The sequence below is a fragment of the Allorhizobium sp. DMC15 genome, from assembly GCF_056314065.1.
The window spans coordinates 249,536-263,285 of the sequence record NZ_JBQUZB010000002.1 but is presented as its reverse complement, the minus strand read 5'-3'; the positions used below and the strand labels follow the sequence as shown (position 1 = coordinate 263,285).

Sequence of the window (13,750 nt, the reverse complement as noted above, 5' to 3'; positions counted from 1 at the left end):
GTCACTGGCCCAGCCGTTCGAGGAGGGCGGGGACGTGGACCTGATCCGCCTTGTAGTTGCCGGTCAGCATATACATCATGATGTTGACGCCGGAGCGGAAGGACATTTCCCGCTGCATCTCGTCGGCCGGGACGACGGGCAGCACGCTGGCGCCATTGGCGTCCACCGCCCAGGCGCCGAGCAGGTCGTTGCCGGTGATCATGATCGGGGTGACGCCATCGCCTGACGAGGCGACGCCGCTGTTGCTCGACTGCGCTTCCTGGCGGGCCTCGACCCAGAGCGGACTTCCCTCATAACGGCCGGGGAAACCCTGCAGCAGATAGAAGGAGCGGGTCAGCACGTGATCGGAGGGCACCGGCTCGAGCGGCGGGATATCGATATTGGCGAGGATCGCCTGCAGGCGTTCGCCATTGGCGGTCGGGGCGCCGTCATTGCCGAGCGTCGAGAACTGGTCGCGGGTGTCGAAGAGCACGGTGCCGCCGGCACGCATATAGGCGTCAATGCGGCTGATGGCGGCGGCAGAGGGCATCGGGGCGGTGGCCGAAATCGGCCAGAAGATGATCGGGTAAAAGGACAGGTCGTCCTTGCTGATGTCGACGCCGACGGGCGGCGCTGGTTCCAGCGTCGTGCGATAGGTGAGGAAGTCGGTAAGGCCCTGCAGGCCCTGCTGCGAGAGCGTATCGACATCCTGTTCGCCGGTCACGACATAGGCGAGATGGGTGTTGTCGAGCCGTTCCAGGATAAGGTCGTCGCCGGGTTTGGCATCCGAGGCGAAGGTCTGGCCTGATGGCATGCTGGCTGCCAATCCGAAGGCGAGCGCCATGATGGCAGCGGTTGCCGCGCGCTTGGGCAGGCGGGCAAAGGCGCCGCCCATGAAGAGCACGATCAGGCTGTCGAGCACGAGCAGCAGGAAGGCTGTCGAGAGCAGGCCGGGCTTTAGCGCTACGGCGGCGGTGCCGGCCATGGGGTCGCGGGCGATTACGAGGCCAGCGGGGCTGGCGAGGGGGCGGAGTTCGGTAGCCGGAGGCAGGAGGTTCAAGGCGGCAAAACCGTCCTCGGTGCCATAGAGGCCGGGCGGATTGTCGAAGGTGGCGGCTTGCGGCCGGTCGGGGCCAAGCGAGAGCGGGCGGGCGGTGCCGGCCTCGGCGGTAAGCGCGCCGCGTTCGGTCAGCAGCCGGAAGGGCGGCAAAGCTGGTGCGGTTGACTGGGCGGTGTCGGTCTGGGCAGCGCCGACGCGGGTCAGTTGGACGATGCGGCGGAGCATTTCGACGAAGGTGCCTGAGATCGGCAGATCCGACCAGGTGGCCTCGGCGCTGACATGGAAGAGCACAACGCGGCCGGCGCGTTTTTCCTGCACAGTGACGAGCGGCGTGCCGTCGGCAAGGCTCGCCCAGGTGCGGGCGGCAAGATCGGGGCTCGGCTCAGCCAGTACCTGACGCTTGACGAGAATGCCTTCCGGCTTCGGCATGCCGGCAAAGGGGCCGAAGGTCGGGAACTCGGCAAGCGGCTGGGGTTCTGCCCAGGAGAGGGCACCGCCGAGCGCGCGTTCGCCCTGGCGCAGCATGACCGGCACCAGCGGATCATCGGCAGGGGCGGCGGCCAGGCGGGGACCGGCAAAGCGGATCAGGGTGCCGCCGCGCTCGATCCAGGCCTGCAGGGGCGCATAGACATCGGGGGGCAGGCGGCCGACATCGGCGAGGACCAGGGCGGACGGGTTCTGCTTGAGGATCTCGGGGATGGCGACGGCGAGGTCGGTCTGGCCGGGTTTCACGACATCGGCATAGGGGCCAAGCGCGCGCTCGATATAATAGAGCGGCGAGAGCAACGGCTGGAAACCATCGCCGCTGTCGCCGGAGACGAGGGCGACCTTGCGGCGGCGGAAACCGTCGTCGAGCAGGTAGGTGGCACCGGCGGAGGCCACGCCCGTGATCGACAGGCGGGCGAAATCATTGCGCAGTTCGAAGGGTGCGGCAATCTCCCCCGTCGTCTCCGTGGCGCCTGCGGCGAAGTCGGCGGTGCCGGAGGCGATGACGCGGCCCTGGCGGTCCTGGGCGTCGATGATGACCTGCCGCGCCTCTGACGCATCTAGACGCGAGAGGGTGACGCTGAGCGCATCCGAGCCGTTGTTGGCGCCGGTGATGGCGATCGCGGTCGGGCCGTTGTTTTCGATCAGGCGGAATTCGGCGGGCGAAAGGGTCGCGAGATCAGTGAGGAAGGCGTCGTCAGGATCGCGGGCGATGCCGTCGGCGATATAGGCGAGCGTGCCGGAGCGCTCTGTGGCGAAACTTGTGCGCAGCGCCTCGAGTGTGCGGGCGCGATCGGGGCGAAGCGGCCGGGGGGAGGCGGCGGCGAGTTTTTCCAGCGCGACGGCTGGAGTGCCCGGTGTCGCGTCCTGGGCCTGATCGGCGGTGAAGAGGATGGCGACGGGCAGGCTGCGGTCGGCTGCATCGCCGATCAGCGTGGTCGCGGTTTCGACGCGGCGATCCCAATCGCCGACGGTTGCCCAGCTGTTGTCGATGACCAGGAGGAGGGGGCCATCGCCGGAAAGGCTGGCGTTTCGCGGGTTGAGAACGGGATCGGCCAGCGCGAATATGACGATGGCGGCCATCAGCATGCGCAGAAGCGTCAGCCACCAGGGGCTTTTCGAGGGGGTCTCCTCGCGCTTCAAGACGCCGGCGAGGATGCGCAGCGGCGGGAAGACTTCGTATTTCGGGCGCGGCGGGGTGAGCTTCAGCAGCCACCAGATCAAGGGCAGTGCGAGCAATGCGCCGAGAATGGCGGGGGCGCCGAAGGCGAGCGGAAGTCCCATCATAGGCTTGCACTCCTGTTGACGGCCGGCGTCATGCCCGAGAGGTGCATGTGCACGGCGACAAGGGCTTCGGAGGCGAGGCGGTCGGTGCGGTGATGGGTAAAACTCCAGCCCATGCGGCGGAGCTGGTCTGAAATGCTGTCGCGGCGGGCGAGATAGGCGCGGCGGTAGTCGTCGCGCAGCGTCTCGGCGCGGCCGGAGGTGAGCTTCTCACCGGTTTCGGGATCTGAGAATTCCGTGCGGCCGGTGTAGGGGAAGGTTTCCTCGGCGGGATCGGCGATCTCGACGACATGACCGCGCAGGCCGCGCCTGGCGAGCGGAGCGATGCGCTCCATGACCCGATCGGCGTCGTCGAGGAAGTCGCCGATCAACACGATGTCGCTTGCGCCGCGGATCATCCGGGTATCCGGCAGGCCCGAGGTCAGCGGGGCATGCATGATGGCGGCGGCCAGGCGTTCGGCGGCATTGCGGGCAGAGACCGGCTCCATGATGCCGGGGCAGCCGATGCGTTCGCCGGAGCGGGCGAGGATTTCGGCAAGCGCCAGCATCAGGACAAGCGCGCGGCTTTCCTTCGAGACGGAGCCGAGCGTCGACTTGTACATCATCGAGGGCGACATGTCGGCCCAGAGCCAGACCGTGTGGGCGGCCTCCCATTCGCGGTCGCGGATATACATGTGGTCGTCGCGGGCCGAGCGGCGCCAGTCGATGCGGGAAAAACTCTCGCCATCGGCATAAGGGCGGAATTGCCAGAAATTCTCGCCGATGCCGCGCTTGCGGCGGCCGTGCCAGCCGGCAATCACGGTGTTGGCGATGCGCTTGGCCTCGACCATGCAATCGGGCACGAGCACGGCGCGCTGGCGGGCGCGCTGGAGCACTTCGCTTCCGGGTGTCTGTTCGACGATCTGGCCGATCGATGCCACGCGGTCAGAGCCTCCGTCAGCTGCGCAGGTTGGAAACGAGACCGGCGATGACGTCGCGAACCGTCATGCCCTCGGCGCGGGCGGCGAAGGTGAGCGCCATGCGGTGTTCGAGCACCGGTTCGGCCAGCGCATGCACGTCGTCGATCGACGGCGCCAGGCGGCCTTCGTAGAGCGCGCGGGCTCGGGCGCAGAGCATCAGCGCCTGACCGGCGCGGGGGCCGGGGCCCCAGGCGACGTTCTTGTCGGTCGTTTCATTGCCATGGCCGGGGCGGGCGGAGCGGACCAGCGACAGGATCGCGTCGACCACCGTGTCGGAGACCGGCATCTGGCGGATCAGTTTCTGGATTTCGACGAGACGCTCGCTGGTGATGACGGCACTGGCACGGTTGTCGCTGATGCCCGTCGTCTCCAGCAGGATTTGGCGTTCGGCGGCGAGTTCCGGGTAGAGAACGTCGACCTGCAGCAGGAAGCGGTCGAGCTGGGCCTCGGGCAGCGGGTAGGTGCCTTCCTGCTCCAGCGGGTTCTGGGTTGCGAGCACGTGGAAGGGGGCCGGCAGCTGGTAGGGCTGGCCCGCAATGGTCACGTGATACTCCTGCATCGACTGCAGGAGGGCCGACTGAGTGCGGGGGCTGGCGCGGTTGATCTCGTCGGCCATCAGGAGCTGGGCGAAGACCGGACCCTTGACGAAGCGGAAGGAGCGGCGGCCGTTTTCATCCTGGTCCATCACCTCGGTGCCGAGGATGTCGGAGGGCATCAGGTCGGGCGTGAACTGGATGCGGTTGGCATCAAGGCCGAGAACGGTGCCGAGCGTGGTGACCAGCTTGGTCTTGGCGAGGCCGGGGACGCCGACGAGGAGCGCGTGACCGCCGGACAAGATGGCGAGCAGGGTGTTTTCGACGACCTTTTCCTGGCCGAAAATGACCTTGGCGACTTCGGCGCGGATGGCGGCGATATCGGCGAGCGCCTTTTCGGCCTGCTCGATGATCGCCTTTTCATCCAAGGCTGCATCCGGGTTCGGCATCATGCCCATGGTCTGCTCCAAAATAATCTGGCCGGGTTCGGCGAATCGAACGGGCGCGCTGGGTGCATCCTATCAAACTAACTTATTGGCGACATGCCGGCTGACAAGCGCGCCTCGAATGACTATCTCGTGACTGTGATGGCTAAGAGACGAAACCGGGACGCAAACATGGCAGACGACACCTTGAAGGCGACCACGGATGCGGCAGGGCTTGCGGCGTTGATCTCGCGTGCGGCAGCGCAAACAGAGGGCGGAAAGCCCGGACTTCCGCCCGTCGAGCGGTGGGAACCGCCATTTTGCGGCGATCTGGACATGGAAATCCGCGCCGACGGGACCTGGTTCTATATGGGCACGCCGATCGGCCGGGCGCCTCTGGTGCGGCTGTTTTCGACGGTTTTGCGCAAGGACGAGGATGGCAAAACCTATCTCGTAACACCTGTGGAAAAGGTCGGGATCCGGGTCGAGGACGCGCCATTCGTGGCCGTGGAGATGACGGCGAGCGAGCGGGATGGCCAGACCGTGCTGACCTTTCGCACCAATGTCGGCGACGTGGTGGAGGCGGGACCGGATCATCCGCTGCGGTTTGCCATCGTCGGGGAAAACCATGAGCTGAAGCCTTATCTGCATGTGCGGGGGCGGCTGGAGGCGCTGGTGTCGCGGGCTGTGATGTATGACCTCGTCGACCTCGGCGAGGTGCGGGAGGTCGAGGGGCAGGCGATGTTCTGCATAAGCTCGGGCGGCGCGATCTTTCCCGTCATGCCGGCCGATGAACTGGATCGCCTCTCCCGATGAGCGACGTCGTGTTTTCCGCCGCCGATTTCCGCCGCCGGGCGCTCGAACATGTGGCGCCGCTCGACCAGTCCTGGCGCGAGCATGGCGACCACGTCCTCAATCGCGACAGTATTCGCGAGATCGAGCAGCTGAATTTGCGCGATGCCGCCGTCCTGATCGGCGTGATCGACGATCCCGACGAGGCGCGGGTGATCCTGACGCAGCGGACGACCAAGCTGCGCAAGCATGCGGGCCAGATCGCCTTTCCCGGCGGAGGCATCGACGATGTCGACGGCACGCCGGAGGTGGCGGCGCTGCGCGAGGCCGAGGAGGAGATCGGGCTTGATCGTCGTTTCGTGGAGACGGTCGGCCGGCTGCCTCAATATCTCTCGGGAACCGGTTTCCGCATTCAGCCGGTTCTTGCCGTGGTGCAGCCCGGTTTCGTCATCACGCCCAATCCCGACGAGGTGGACAGCGTGTTCGAGGTGCCGCTGAGCTTCCTGATGAACCCGGACAACCACCAGCAGGACAGCCGCATGTGGCAGGGCGTGGTGCGGCATTTCTACGTCATGCCCTATCGCGAGCGGCGCATCTGGGGCATTACAGCCGGGATCATCCGGACACTCTATGAAAGGCTCTATGCATGACCAATCTCTCCGATCAGCCGTGGTTTCAGGAGCCGGGCCTGAAGCGCCTGATGGCGCTTCTGAACGGTTCCGGCGCGGAGACGCGGGTGGTCGGCGGGGCGGTGCGCAACAGCCTGCTTGGCATGCCGGTCGGTGACATCGATCTCGCGACGACGCTTCTGCCAGCCGAGGTGACGGGGCGGGCGGCGGCCAAGCAGATCAAGGTCGTGCCGACCGGGATCGATCACGGAACGGTAACACTAGTCGTCGACGGCAAGGGCTATGAAGTGACGACGTTGCGCAAGGACGTCGCGACCGACGGGCGGCATGCCGAAGTCGCCTTCGGTGCCAGCTGGCAGGAGGATGCCGACCGGCGGGATCTGACGATCAATGCGCTTTATGTCGGTCTCGACGGGGAGGTTGTCGATCTCGTCGACGGGCTTACGGATATCGAGACACGGACCGTGCGCTTCATCGGCGATGCCGAGCAGCGGATTGCCGAGGACTATCTTCGGGTGCTGCGCTTCTTCCGGTTCTTTGCCCATTATGGCCGGGGACGGCCGGATGCCGCCGGCTTGAAGGCCTGCGCGCGGGCGAGGGGGCACCTGAAGTCTCTCTCTGCCGAGCGTGTATGGAGCGAGATGAAGAAGCTTCTCGGCGCTCCCGATCCGGGCCGCGCGCTTCTCTGGATGCGGCAGTCGGGTGTCCTGACGGAAATCCTGCCGGAAACGGAAAAATGGGGCATCGACGCGATCCCGGGTCTCATCGCCGCCGAGCAGGCGCTCGGCTGGGAGCCGGATGCGATGCTGAGGCTTTCGGCCATTACCCCCAAGGACCCGGCGCGCATGGTGGGACTTGCCGAACGGCTGAAGGTTTCCAATGCCGAGGCCATCGCGCTCGACCGTTTTGCGCGGGCGCCGAATCCGCAGGAGACGGTGACGGACGTCGCCTTCGATCGCGACCTCTATCGCTACGGCAAGGAGGGTATTATCGGGGTCCTGAAACTGGAGATTTCTTCGGTGCGGGGGCAGGCGGAAGGCGGTGATGCCAAGGCCATGGCGCGCAATGCGCGGCTGTCGGATCTGCTGCGTCGGGCGCAAGCATTCGAGCGTCCTGTCCTGCCGGTGAAGGGCAGCGATGTTCTTGCCGCAGGGGTCCCGTCCGGCCCGAAGATCGGGCAGATCCTCGGCACGCTTGAGGAGGGCTGGATCGCCTCCAATTTCACGCTCGACCGGGAGCGGCTGCTGGCGCGGATCGCCGATCTCGCGCAGAAATAAATCGGGCGCTTTATGGTGCGAGGGGTTGCGGTTTTTCCTCGCGAATTCGCTCCTTGATGTGCTCGATGGTGCTCTGGCGGATGACCTCTTCTCCATGGGTCGTGCGCAGGTGATCGACGGCGCGCCGTACGACTTCCGCCTCTTCGTCTGCCCGGGTGTGCCAGCTGCAGCCGGGGACAAGGGTTCCGCATTCAAAGGTCTTCATGGTCGTTTCCTCCTTTTGTGCGTGGATGAAACCGAACGTCATTGGGAGAAGAATTGTTCGCCGGCGAGACAGATTTCTGTCGCCGCGTGTGAGTTGCCCGTCACGTGGTGCGCCTTGACATTCAACGCGCTAACGACCATCTTTTTTATGTCGTCACAGATCGGCTTCGCCGGGCATGGTACCGGAAATGGTGGCGATACCCTTGATCGAAGGATCGAGCACTTGCTTAGGGCTGTGGGGCTTTAGCCTTGGTTGCGCCGGGTATTACGAGAGCTGGGATGGCTTTTGCTATTCCAGCTTTTGTCGTCTTAGTCCCAGAACCTCTTCGATTGCTTTGCCGAAGGGCGGCCTCCATTTGCCAGCGACTAGATTGTCGCGTGGATAGGCGCTTTCAACAAAAAGACGGACCTGATGAAAACCTGTCAAACCGATCCGCATGGTTCGCTCGAGCTTGAAGAATATGTAGTACCTTTCGCCTCGTTTGAGACCTTCGAGGCCAACCTGAAATATCTTGAAATTATGTCTGCCGGAGACCCGCTGAACCTGCTGTGTCGGACGCGAGACGAGCGTCTCCAAAATGTCCGGGAGATGGATCGATAGCGCGTGCCGCTCGACGTTGAACACACGAAACACAGTGCCCTCCCGGGTGCTCCACATACCGTCGTCGGGCTCCGATTCAGCACGTGTGGTATAACAGTGATTGGTGAAGCGTATCTGGACTTCCGCCTGGAGCAGTGAGCCGTTCTCCGCAGTCCATTCCCCGAGCCGAAGAACGCGGTTCGACAAGTGCGAAATGTCATATTCGACATCGCAGTGGGTCAGTTTCAAGACGCAGCCTCGGGAACTTGGATACCTTGTGCCTCATGATCTCACCAGCCGATGCCATTTTCAATACCCAAGGTTGTGCAAGTGGCGCTCCTCGACCACCAGGAAGCTCTGTCGATAATGGAAAAAAAAGCGCCCGCAGCGGGGCTACGGGCGAGGGTGGATGCGCGGTGGATCTGGTATGTTTCAGTCGGGTCTCGCCCAGGCGTCGAAGACGGACTGGGTGGCCGCCCGTTTGCCTCGATGGGCACCACTTTCGATGGCGTTGGCGGCGGCATGGTCGGTCAGGTCGGCCCCTGCCAGGCCCAATCTCACCTGTTCGACGAAGTAGGAATGCGGCAGGTCGACATCACTCGACGCCCGCAGTTTCTCGGCCAGCCGATCGATCAGTTCGGGCGCTTCGATGGTGCGATCTGTGGGCTCACTTACACGGGGACTGGTCACTGCACTGGACGGGCTCATGGTAATTCTCCTCCTCCACATTGCGTGAGGCCGCAGCATGAGCAAGCGTTTCGACGAACGCAATGAAAACCGTCAAGGAATCCTGCGCTTTTCGATAAGCGTCGGGAATCCTAGGTCATTCTTTTTCGTGAGTTGGCGTGAGGCTCCAGATGTCAGCGGTAACGCCTGCCGTCAGGGGTAACGGACAACCGGAGGGAGCGAAGAGAGGATCGATTCGACATTGCCGCCGGTCTTCAGGCCGAAGATCGTTCCCCTGTCGTAGAGCAGGTTGAACTCCACATAACGGCCACGCCTCACGAGCTGTTCGTCGCGGTCCTGCTCCGTCCAGGGATTGTCGAAATTGTTGCGGACGATCTTCGGATAGACCAGATTGAAGGCGCGGCCGACATCCTGGACGAAGGCGAAGTTTGCCTCCCAGCCGCCCTTTTCCGGCTGCGGGTAGAGGTAGTCGAAGAAGATGCCGCCAATGCCTCGGGGTTCGTTGCGATGGGGCAGGAAGAAGTATTCGTCGCACCACTGTTTGTAGGCCGCGTAGTCCGCCACGGCGGGGTGTCGCTGGCAGGTGATCTCCATGGAGCGATGGAAGAGCCGGGTGTCGGGATCCTCCTGGGTCCGGCGGCGATCGAGCACCGGCGTCAGGTCGGCGCCGCCGCCGAACCACTGGCTGGTGGTGACCACCATCCGGGTGTTCATATGAACGGTCGGGACGTTGGGATTGACCGGGTGGGCGATCAGGGAAATGCCGGAGGCCCAGAAGCGGGGATCTTCCTCGGCGCCCGGCATCTGCTTGCGGAATTCCGGCGAAAACTCACCGTGGACAGTCGAGGTGTGCACGCCCACCTTCTCGAAGACGCGGCCTTCCATCATCGACATTCGGCCGCCGCCGCCCTTGCCCTCTTCGCGCAGCCAGTCCTTGGCCTTGAAGCGGCCGGGCTCGCGGTCGGACAGGGGGCCCTGCAACTCGTCCTCCAACGCCTCAAAAGAGGCGCAGATCGTATCGCGCAGGCTTTCGAACCATGCGCGCGCCACGAGCTTCTTGCCTTCGATGTCGTCGGGCAGTTCCCTTGGCATATCCGGTCGCTGCATGCTCTCCCCCTTCTCGGTCTTTCCGTCCGGAATATCAGGTCGGCGCTGTCCCTGCCATATGCCGCATCGGCTGTTCCCGGAAAATCGACTCGCCTTGCGGTTTTGTCTGGATTAAGCTCAGGCCATGCGAGGGATGTCATGACGAAGATGCCCAGCCCACCCGACTTTCGCGGCCTCAGGAAGCGCATTGCAGAACACCGCGCGGTGACATCCGGACGGGCCGGTGGCCAGTTCGTTCGCGAGACCTATTGCCTCACCCGCGAGGAGGCCCGCGCCAAGGCGCGAGAGTGGTTCGACGCCTTCCCGAAGGCCGCCTACTGGACCGAGGTGGAAAGCTGGCGACAGCTCGACGGCGACCAGATCGAGTTCACCATGCGGCGGCTGCCAAGCGCGGATTGAGGGAATTGCGGTTTCCTGACAGCGGTCGGCTGTTTATCCGTATTCGATAAAACTCTAACGATCCGGGTAAGCCAAAGAAAAAGACTTGATGGCATGGTGTTGCTCAGACGGCCGGGATGATCCCGGCATCGGTTCGACATGAAATGCGACACAAGGCTTCCCCATGACATCTGTCGGGTCCAATCTGACTTCGGCCCTCTCGGTTTCGATGCTCGAGGCTTCGCGCGCTGCGACGGAGCGGGTGCGGCAAACCACCGACGCGACCGCAACCCAGGCGGCGGACCATTCCGCCTATTGGACAATTCCCACGACATTCAATGCATCCAGTCTTTCGCTGGGTAGCGTTCAGGAGGCCAATGGCCTGGCGGCGGCCGTGACCGATACCGCTGTGGCGGGGCTCGAAGCGGCGACCGAGATCGTGTCGCGCATCCAGCAAAAGCTCATCCAGGCGAAGGCGCTCGGGTCGAACAGACCGGCCATCGATGCCGAGATCGGCGGGATGAAGGAAAAGCTGGCGGATATCGTTGCAGACAGTGGCTTCAACGGAGAGAACTGGCTGACAGTCGAGGCCGGTCAGCGCCCGAAAGTCGCTTCGCTCATCGCTTCAGTGACCAGCGACGAGCGTGGCGAACTGTCGATCAACATGATCGATGTCGACACCGCTCAGGCGACGCTGGTGTCGAAGGAGAACGCGGATGACGGCATCCTGACACGCTCTTATGCCGGCAGCAGCCTGAGCGGCGTTCCCTACGACTATTACCTCATGGACGTGAATGCGGCCGTTTCGACCAGCGCCCGTTCCCGCGAGATCCGCATCAACTCCGCGACGAGCAGCGACGAACTGGACGGCATGATCTCCGCGCTCAATCGTGTGCTGATCGATATGGTCGGGGCGAGCGCCGAAGTGGGTGCGGCGCGCAACCAAATCTCCGGCGAAGGCGATTTCATCAAGGCGCTTGCACGGCCGAGCGAACTCACCAACGGAAGCGGCGTGCGCGCCGATTTCAGCGAAGCAGACGCGCTGCGTGCAGCGCAAGAGACACAGGCGGCACTCCAGGGGTCAGCCCTCAATATTGCCAATGCCTCCATGGCGGGCTGGTTGAAGATCTATCTGTAAGTGCGAATCCGTGCTTGATTTTTCCGAGCTGTCTTCCCCGTCAGCGTCGGAGGCCGGATTTCTTCGTGGCCGATTTTGTCGGGGTTTTCTTGCGGATTCCGGCTGGAGTTTGATCGGGTTTGGCGATCACGGGCTCCGATACCGCAGGGGCCGGATCGGTTGCGGCTAACGCTTCCTCCCCATCGGACGACGGTGCCTCACTGGCTGGCGGATCCATTGCTACCGGCGCGACAGTGGGTGCCAGTTCTGTGACCGCTTCAATGTCGGTCTTGATGACAGGGGAGGGCGAAGCTTGCGCATCCTCGGTCACCGGTGTTGCCAGGATTTCGTTGTTTGTCTCGGACAGGACTTCGGTTGGCTTTGTCGGCTCTATCGGCAAGGTCTCGATGCCGGCGAGCGCCGCGGGCTCTGGAACTGTGCTTTCCGCAGGCTGCTCGGTTTTCTGCGTCAGAATATCGTTCAAGATCCTGGTCACCTTGATGGCGCCCGGCAGGTCGGTATTGGTGGAATGGCCGCAGAAGGGTACGCGGATGTCGGTCGCGATCTTCGGGCGCGAGTTCAGTTCGCCGAACCAGTCGAGTTCACCGACGACGTCGGTGATATCGCCGAAGGCATCCGGCATCTTGATGCGGCCACCGAAGGTGACGATGCGGGCGGTGTTGGCAAGGGTCTCCAAGCGGGCCGGATCGCTTGCCTTGACCGCGTGCAGGGCATCGGCAATCACCCGGTTGCCCCGGGAATGGCCCGATATCAGCGTGAAGGAAAAGGACGGGTCGGCGAGCAGGCTTGCGACCGTGTCCGCATCGAGACCCCTGCTTTTCTTCTCCTCGGCGTCTGCCTCGCGCTTGTCATAGGCGCCGAGCTTCGGGCGACCGACCGCGTCGTCGATGGCTTCGAGATTTCCACGGACGTGGCCGAGCCATCCGAACAGGAAGGCGCCGCCGATCGCTTCGTTGACGATGTCGCCGAGGCCGTAGCCCGAGACAACGGCGGCAACGGGTTCACCGATCGCGTTCGCGACGTTGCGCGCGAAGGCCGCCGCACCGATGGCGGATCCGCCCATCCCGGCGACCGCCAGTGCGTGAACCTTTTCGCCGCCGCGCAGCCGGTATTCCTCGACGCTGTCGCATAGGGTGAGCATCGGCCCGCCGGAGGGCGGAACGATCATGATCAGGCCTTCGGAGGCGAGGCTGTCGCTGATGTAGAAGGTCTCTTCGGCCGTCAGGGCCTTGACGTCGTAATAGAGGGCGTCGACGCCGGTGTTGCGCAGACGCCAGGGTTCGAGCGCGGCGTTGCGGGCTGTGCGGTGGCGCACGCGTTCCGGCAGGCTGAGGGTTCGTGCAAACTGGGTCAGTCCGAGGGCGAATGCTGTTTCAAACATGTCCAACTCCCGTGTTTTGCTGCGCTGCAGCATATCGCGGATCGGATGATTTAGCAAATGCCGTTATATTTCCCGTCCGCCGAAGCCCGCCTAATCCAGAATAGTCGGTCCAGCGCTGCCATGCCTTGACGGATGCCTGTTTAGGGGAATTTCAAAATGCGACGTTCGTCTGACGCAATGCCTCCCCGGTGATCATGGCGGCTGACATGGCAACATTGATCGACCGCTGGCCTTCGACCATGGGGATGATTACCCGGGCATCGGCGGTGTCATGGACATGGTCGGGCACGCCGGCACTTTCGCGACCGAACAGCAGGATGTCGTTCGGCTGGTATTCGAAACGGGCGTAAGGGACTGCTGCGCGGGTGGAGGCAAGTACCAGGCGGCGCCCCTCGTCGCGGCGCCAGCTGTCGAAGCGTTCCCAGTTGACGTGCCGGACCAGAACGGCGCTGGCGAGGTAATCCATGCCCGCGCGCTTGAGATTCTTGTCCGACAGCACGAAGCCGGCCGGCTCGATGATGTCGACCGTCAGGGCAAGGCAGGCGGCGAGCCTGAGGATAGTTCCGGTATTGCCGGGAATGTCCGGCTGATAGAGAGCGATGCGCAAGTCGGTCATGCTGGGTTCTTAAGTCAGCCGTGTCCGGTACTCAAGCGGCTCGTCCCGCACACGTCGGACCCGGTCGGGGAGGCGGCTGTGGTGCTGTTGCAACAGTTGCGACAGAATGTCCCGGCAGTCGTCGGCACGGCTGGAAATTGTGCGGGGGCAGGGATAGAAGGGTGGCCTGTTCAACACGCAAGCGGGAGGGCCTTCGATGGATCAATTCGGTATGCTGCCCTGGTCGCGACAGCTC

At 63.8% G+C, this 13,750-nt stretch carries 14 protein-coding genes; 5 read left to right on the top strand and 9 right to left on the bottom strand.

Going from position 1 to position 13,750, the window contains the following annotated elements; all coding sequences use genetic code 11:
- Nucleotide 1: 1 nt before the first annotated feature.
- Genes ACT53S_RS09830 through ACT53S_RS09820 form a run of 3 tightly spaced genes read right to left on the bottom strand, consistent with a single transcriptional unit; the run spans nucleotide 2 to nucleotide 4,759 of the window.
- Nucleotides 2-2,812 carry a DUF4159 domain-containing protein gene (locus ACT53S_RS09830; RefSeq protein ID WP_476066833.1) on the bottom strand — a complete coding sequence of 937 codons (2,811 nt, stop codon included), beginning with the start codon at nucleotides 2,810-2,812 and terminating at the stop codon, nucleotides 2-4.
- A complete protein-coding gene (locus ACT53S_RS09825) occupies nucleotides 2,809-3,729 on the bottom strand; it encodes a DUF58 domain-containing protein (protein ID WP_476066832.1) in 921 nt (306 codons plus the stop codon). Before ACT53S_RS09825 ends, ACT53S_RS09830 begins: the two co-directional genes overlap by 4 nt.
- 16 nt (nucleotides 3,730-3,745) lie before the next feature.
- On the bottom strand, nucleotides 3,746-4,759 hold the full coding sequence (locus ACT53S_RS09820) for an AAA family ATPase (RefSeq protein ID WP_476066831.1): 1,014 nt from the start codon (nucleotides 4,757-4,759) through the stop codon (nucleotides 3,746-3,748).
- Nucleotides 4,760-4,918: 159 nt separating this feature from the next.
- On the opposite strand from ACT53S_RS09820, the gene ACT53S_RS09815 reads away from it, so the two are divergent.
- From ACT53S_RS09815 to ACT53S_RS09805, 3 genes are read left to right on the top strand one after another with little or no spacing between them, the layout of a single operon-like run.
- Complete coding sequence (locus tag ACT53S_RS09815; protein WP_476066830.1) at nucleotides 4,919-5,542, top strand: DUF1285 domain-containing protein; 624 nt, start codon at nucleotides 4,919-4,921, stop codon at nucleotides 5,540-5,542.
- Complete coding sequence (locus ACT53S_RS09810) at nucleotides 5,539-6,168, top strand: CoA pyrophosphatase (protein WP_476066829.1); 630 nt, start codon at nucleotides 5,539-5,541, stop codon at nucleotides 6,166-6,168. The genes ACT53S_RS09815 and ACT53S_RS09810 overlap by 4 nt, the downstream gene beginning before the upstream one ends.
- Nucleotides 6,165-7,424 carry a CCA tRNA nucleotidyltransferase gene (locus ACT53S_RS09805; protein ID WP_476066828.1) on the top strand — a complete coding sequence of 420 codons (1,260 nt, stop codon included), beginning with the start codon at nucleotides 6,165-6,167 and terminating at the stop codon, nucleotides 7,422-7,424. The genes ACT53S_RS09810 and ACT53S_RS09805 overlap by 4 nt, the downstream gene beginning before the upstream one ends.
- A 10-nt stretch (nucleotides 7,425-7,434) precedes the next feature.
- Here ACT53S_RS09805 and ACT53S_RS09800 read toward each other — a convergent pair whose 3' ends face one another.
- From ACT53S_RS09800 to hemF, 4 genes are all read right to left on the bottom strand, one after another.
- Complete coding sequence (locus tag ACT53S_RS09800) at nucleotides 7,435-7,629, bottom strand: DUF1059 domain-containing protein (protein WP_476066827.1); 195 nt, start codon at nucleotides 7,627-7,629, stop codon at nucleotides 7,435-7,437.
- Between the two features lie 288 nt (nucleotides 7,630-7,917).
- Nucleotides 7,918-8,457, bottom strand: a complete 540-nt coding sequence (locus ACT53S_RS09795; protein ID WP_476066826.1) for a hypothetical protein — start codon at nucleotides 8,455-8,457, stop codon at nucleotides 7,918-7,920.
- A 183-nt stretch (nucleotides 8,458-8,640) separates the two neighbouring features.
- Nucleotides 8,641-8,916: a hypothetical protein gene (locus tag ACT53S_RS09790; RefSeq protein WP_476066825.1), complete on the bottom strand. Its 276-nt coding sequence runs from the start codon at nucleotides 8,914-8,916 to the stop codon at nucleotides 8,641-8,643.
- A 171-nt stretch (nucleotides 8,917-9,087) separates the two neighbouring features.
- Nucleotides 9,088-10,002 carry an oxygen-dependent coproporphyrinogen oxidase gene (gene hemF / locus ACT53S_RS09785; protein WP_476066824.1) on the bottom strand — a complete coding sequence of 305 codons (915 nt, stop codon included), beginning with the start codon at nucleotides 10,000-10,002 and terminating at the stop codon, nucleotides 9,088-9,090.
- A 138-nt stretch (nucleotides 10,003-10,140) separates the two neighbouring features.
- On the opposite strand from hemF, the gene ACT53S_RS09780 reads away from it, so the two are divergent.
- On the top strand, nucleotides 10,141-10,401 hold the full coding sequence (locus ACT53S_RS09780) for a hypothetical protein (RefSeq protein WP_113375338.1): 261 nt from the start codon (nucleotides 10,141-10,143) through the stop codon (nucleotides 10,399-10,401).
- 163 nt (nucleotides 10,402-10,564) lie between these two features.
- On the top strand, nucleotides 10,565-11,518 hold the full coding sequence (locus tag ACT53S_RS09775; RefSeq protein ID WP_476066823.1) for a flagellin N-terminal helical domain-containing protein: 954 nt from the start codon (nucleotides 10,565-10,567) through the stop codon (nucleotides 11,516-11,518).
- 40 nt (nucleotides 11,519-11,558) lie between these two features.
- Here the strand turns inward: ACT53S_RS09775 and ACT53S_RS09770 are convergent, their stop codons facing one another.
- Together ACT53S_RS09770 and ACT53S_RS09765 are read right to left on the bottom strand one after the other, a co-directional pair.
- The gene (locus ACT53S_RS09770) at nucleotides 11,559-12,899 is read right to left on the bottom strand and encodes a cell envelope biogenesis protein OmpA (protein WP_476066822.1); all 1,341 of its coding nucleotides are present in this window, start codon (nucleotides 12,897-12,899) and stop codon (nucleotides 11,559-11,561) included.
- Nucleotides 12,900-13,050: 151 nt separating this feature from the next.
- A complete protein-coding gene (locus ACT53S_RS09765) occupies nucleotides 13,051-13,515 on the bottom strand; it encodes a tRNA (cytidine(34)-2'-O)-methyltransferase (protein ID WP_113375340.1) in 465 nt (154 codons plus the stop codon).
- Between the last annotated feature and the right edge of the window lie 235 nt (nucleotides 13,516-13,750).

Excerpts from the sequence above, each read along its gene's own strand:
- ACT53S_RS09790 (WP_476066825.1), bottom strand. The coding sequence starts at position 8,916 with ATGAGCCCGTCCAGTGCAGTGACCAGTCCCCGTGTAAGTGAGCCCACA.
- ACT53S_RS09810 (WP_476066829.1), top strand. The coding sequence starts at position 5,539 with ATGAGCGACGTCGTGTTTTCCGCCGCCGATTTCCGCCGCCGGGCGCTC.
- ACT53S_RS09770 (WP_476066822.1), bottom strand. The coding sequence starts at position 12,899 with ATGTTTGAAACAGCATTCGCCCTCGGACTGACCCAGTTTGCACGAACC.
- ACT53S_RS09820 (WP_476066831.1), bottom strand. The coding sequence starts at position 4,759 with ATGGGCATGATGCCGAACCCGGATGCAGCCTTGGATGAAAAGGCGATC.
- hemF (WP_476066824.1), bottom strand. The coding sequence starts at position 10,002 with ATGCAGCGACCGGATATGCCAAGGGAACTGCCCGACGACATCGAAGGC.
- ACT53S_RS09765 (WP_113375340.1), bottom strand. The coding sequence starts at position 13,515 with ATGACCGACTTGCGCATCGCTCTCTATCAGCCGGACATTCCCGGCAAT.
- ACT53S_RS09830 (WP_476066833.1), bottom strand. The coding sequence starts at position 2,812 with ATGATGGGACTTCCGCTCGCCTTCGGCGCCCCCGCCATTCTCGGCGCA.
- ACT53S_RS09815 (WP_476066830.1), top strand. The coding sequence starts at position 4,919 with ATGGCAGACGACACCTTGAAGGCGACCACGGATGCGGCAGGGCTTGCG.
- ACT53S_RS09780 (WP_113375338.1), top strand. The coding sequence starts at position 10,141 with ATGACGAAGATGCCCAGCCCACCCGACTTTCGCGGCCTCAGGAAGCGC.
- ACT53S_RS09805 (WP_476066828.1), top strand. The coding sequence starts at position 6,165 with ATGACCAATCTCTCCGATCAGCCGTGGTTTCAGGAGCCGGGCCTGAAG.
- ACT53S_RS09775 (WP_476066823.1), top strand. The coding sequence starts at position 10,565 with ATGACATCTGTCGGGTCCAATCTGACTTCGGCCCTCTCGGTTTCGATG.
- ACT53S_RS09800 (WP_476066827.1), bottom strand. The coding sequence starts at position 7,629 with ATGAAGACCTTTGAATGCGGAACCCTTGTCCCCGGCTGCAGCTGGCAC.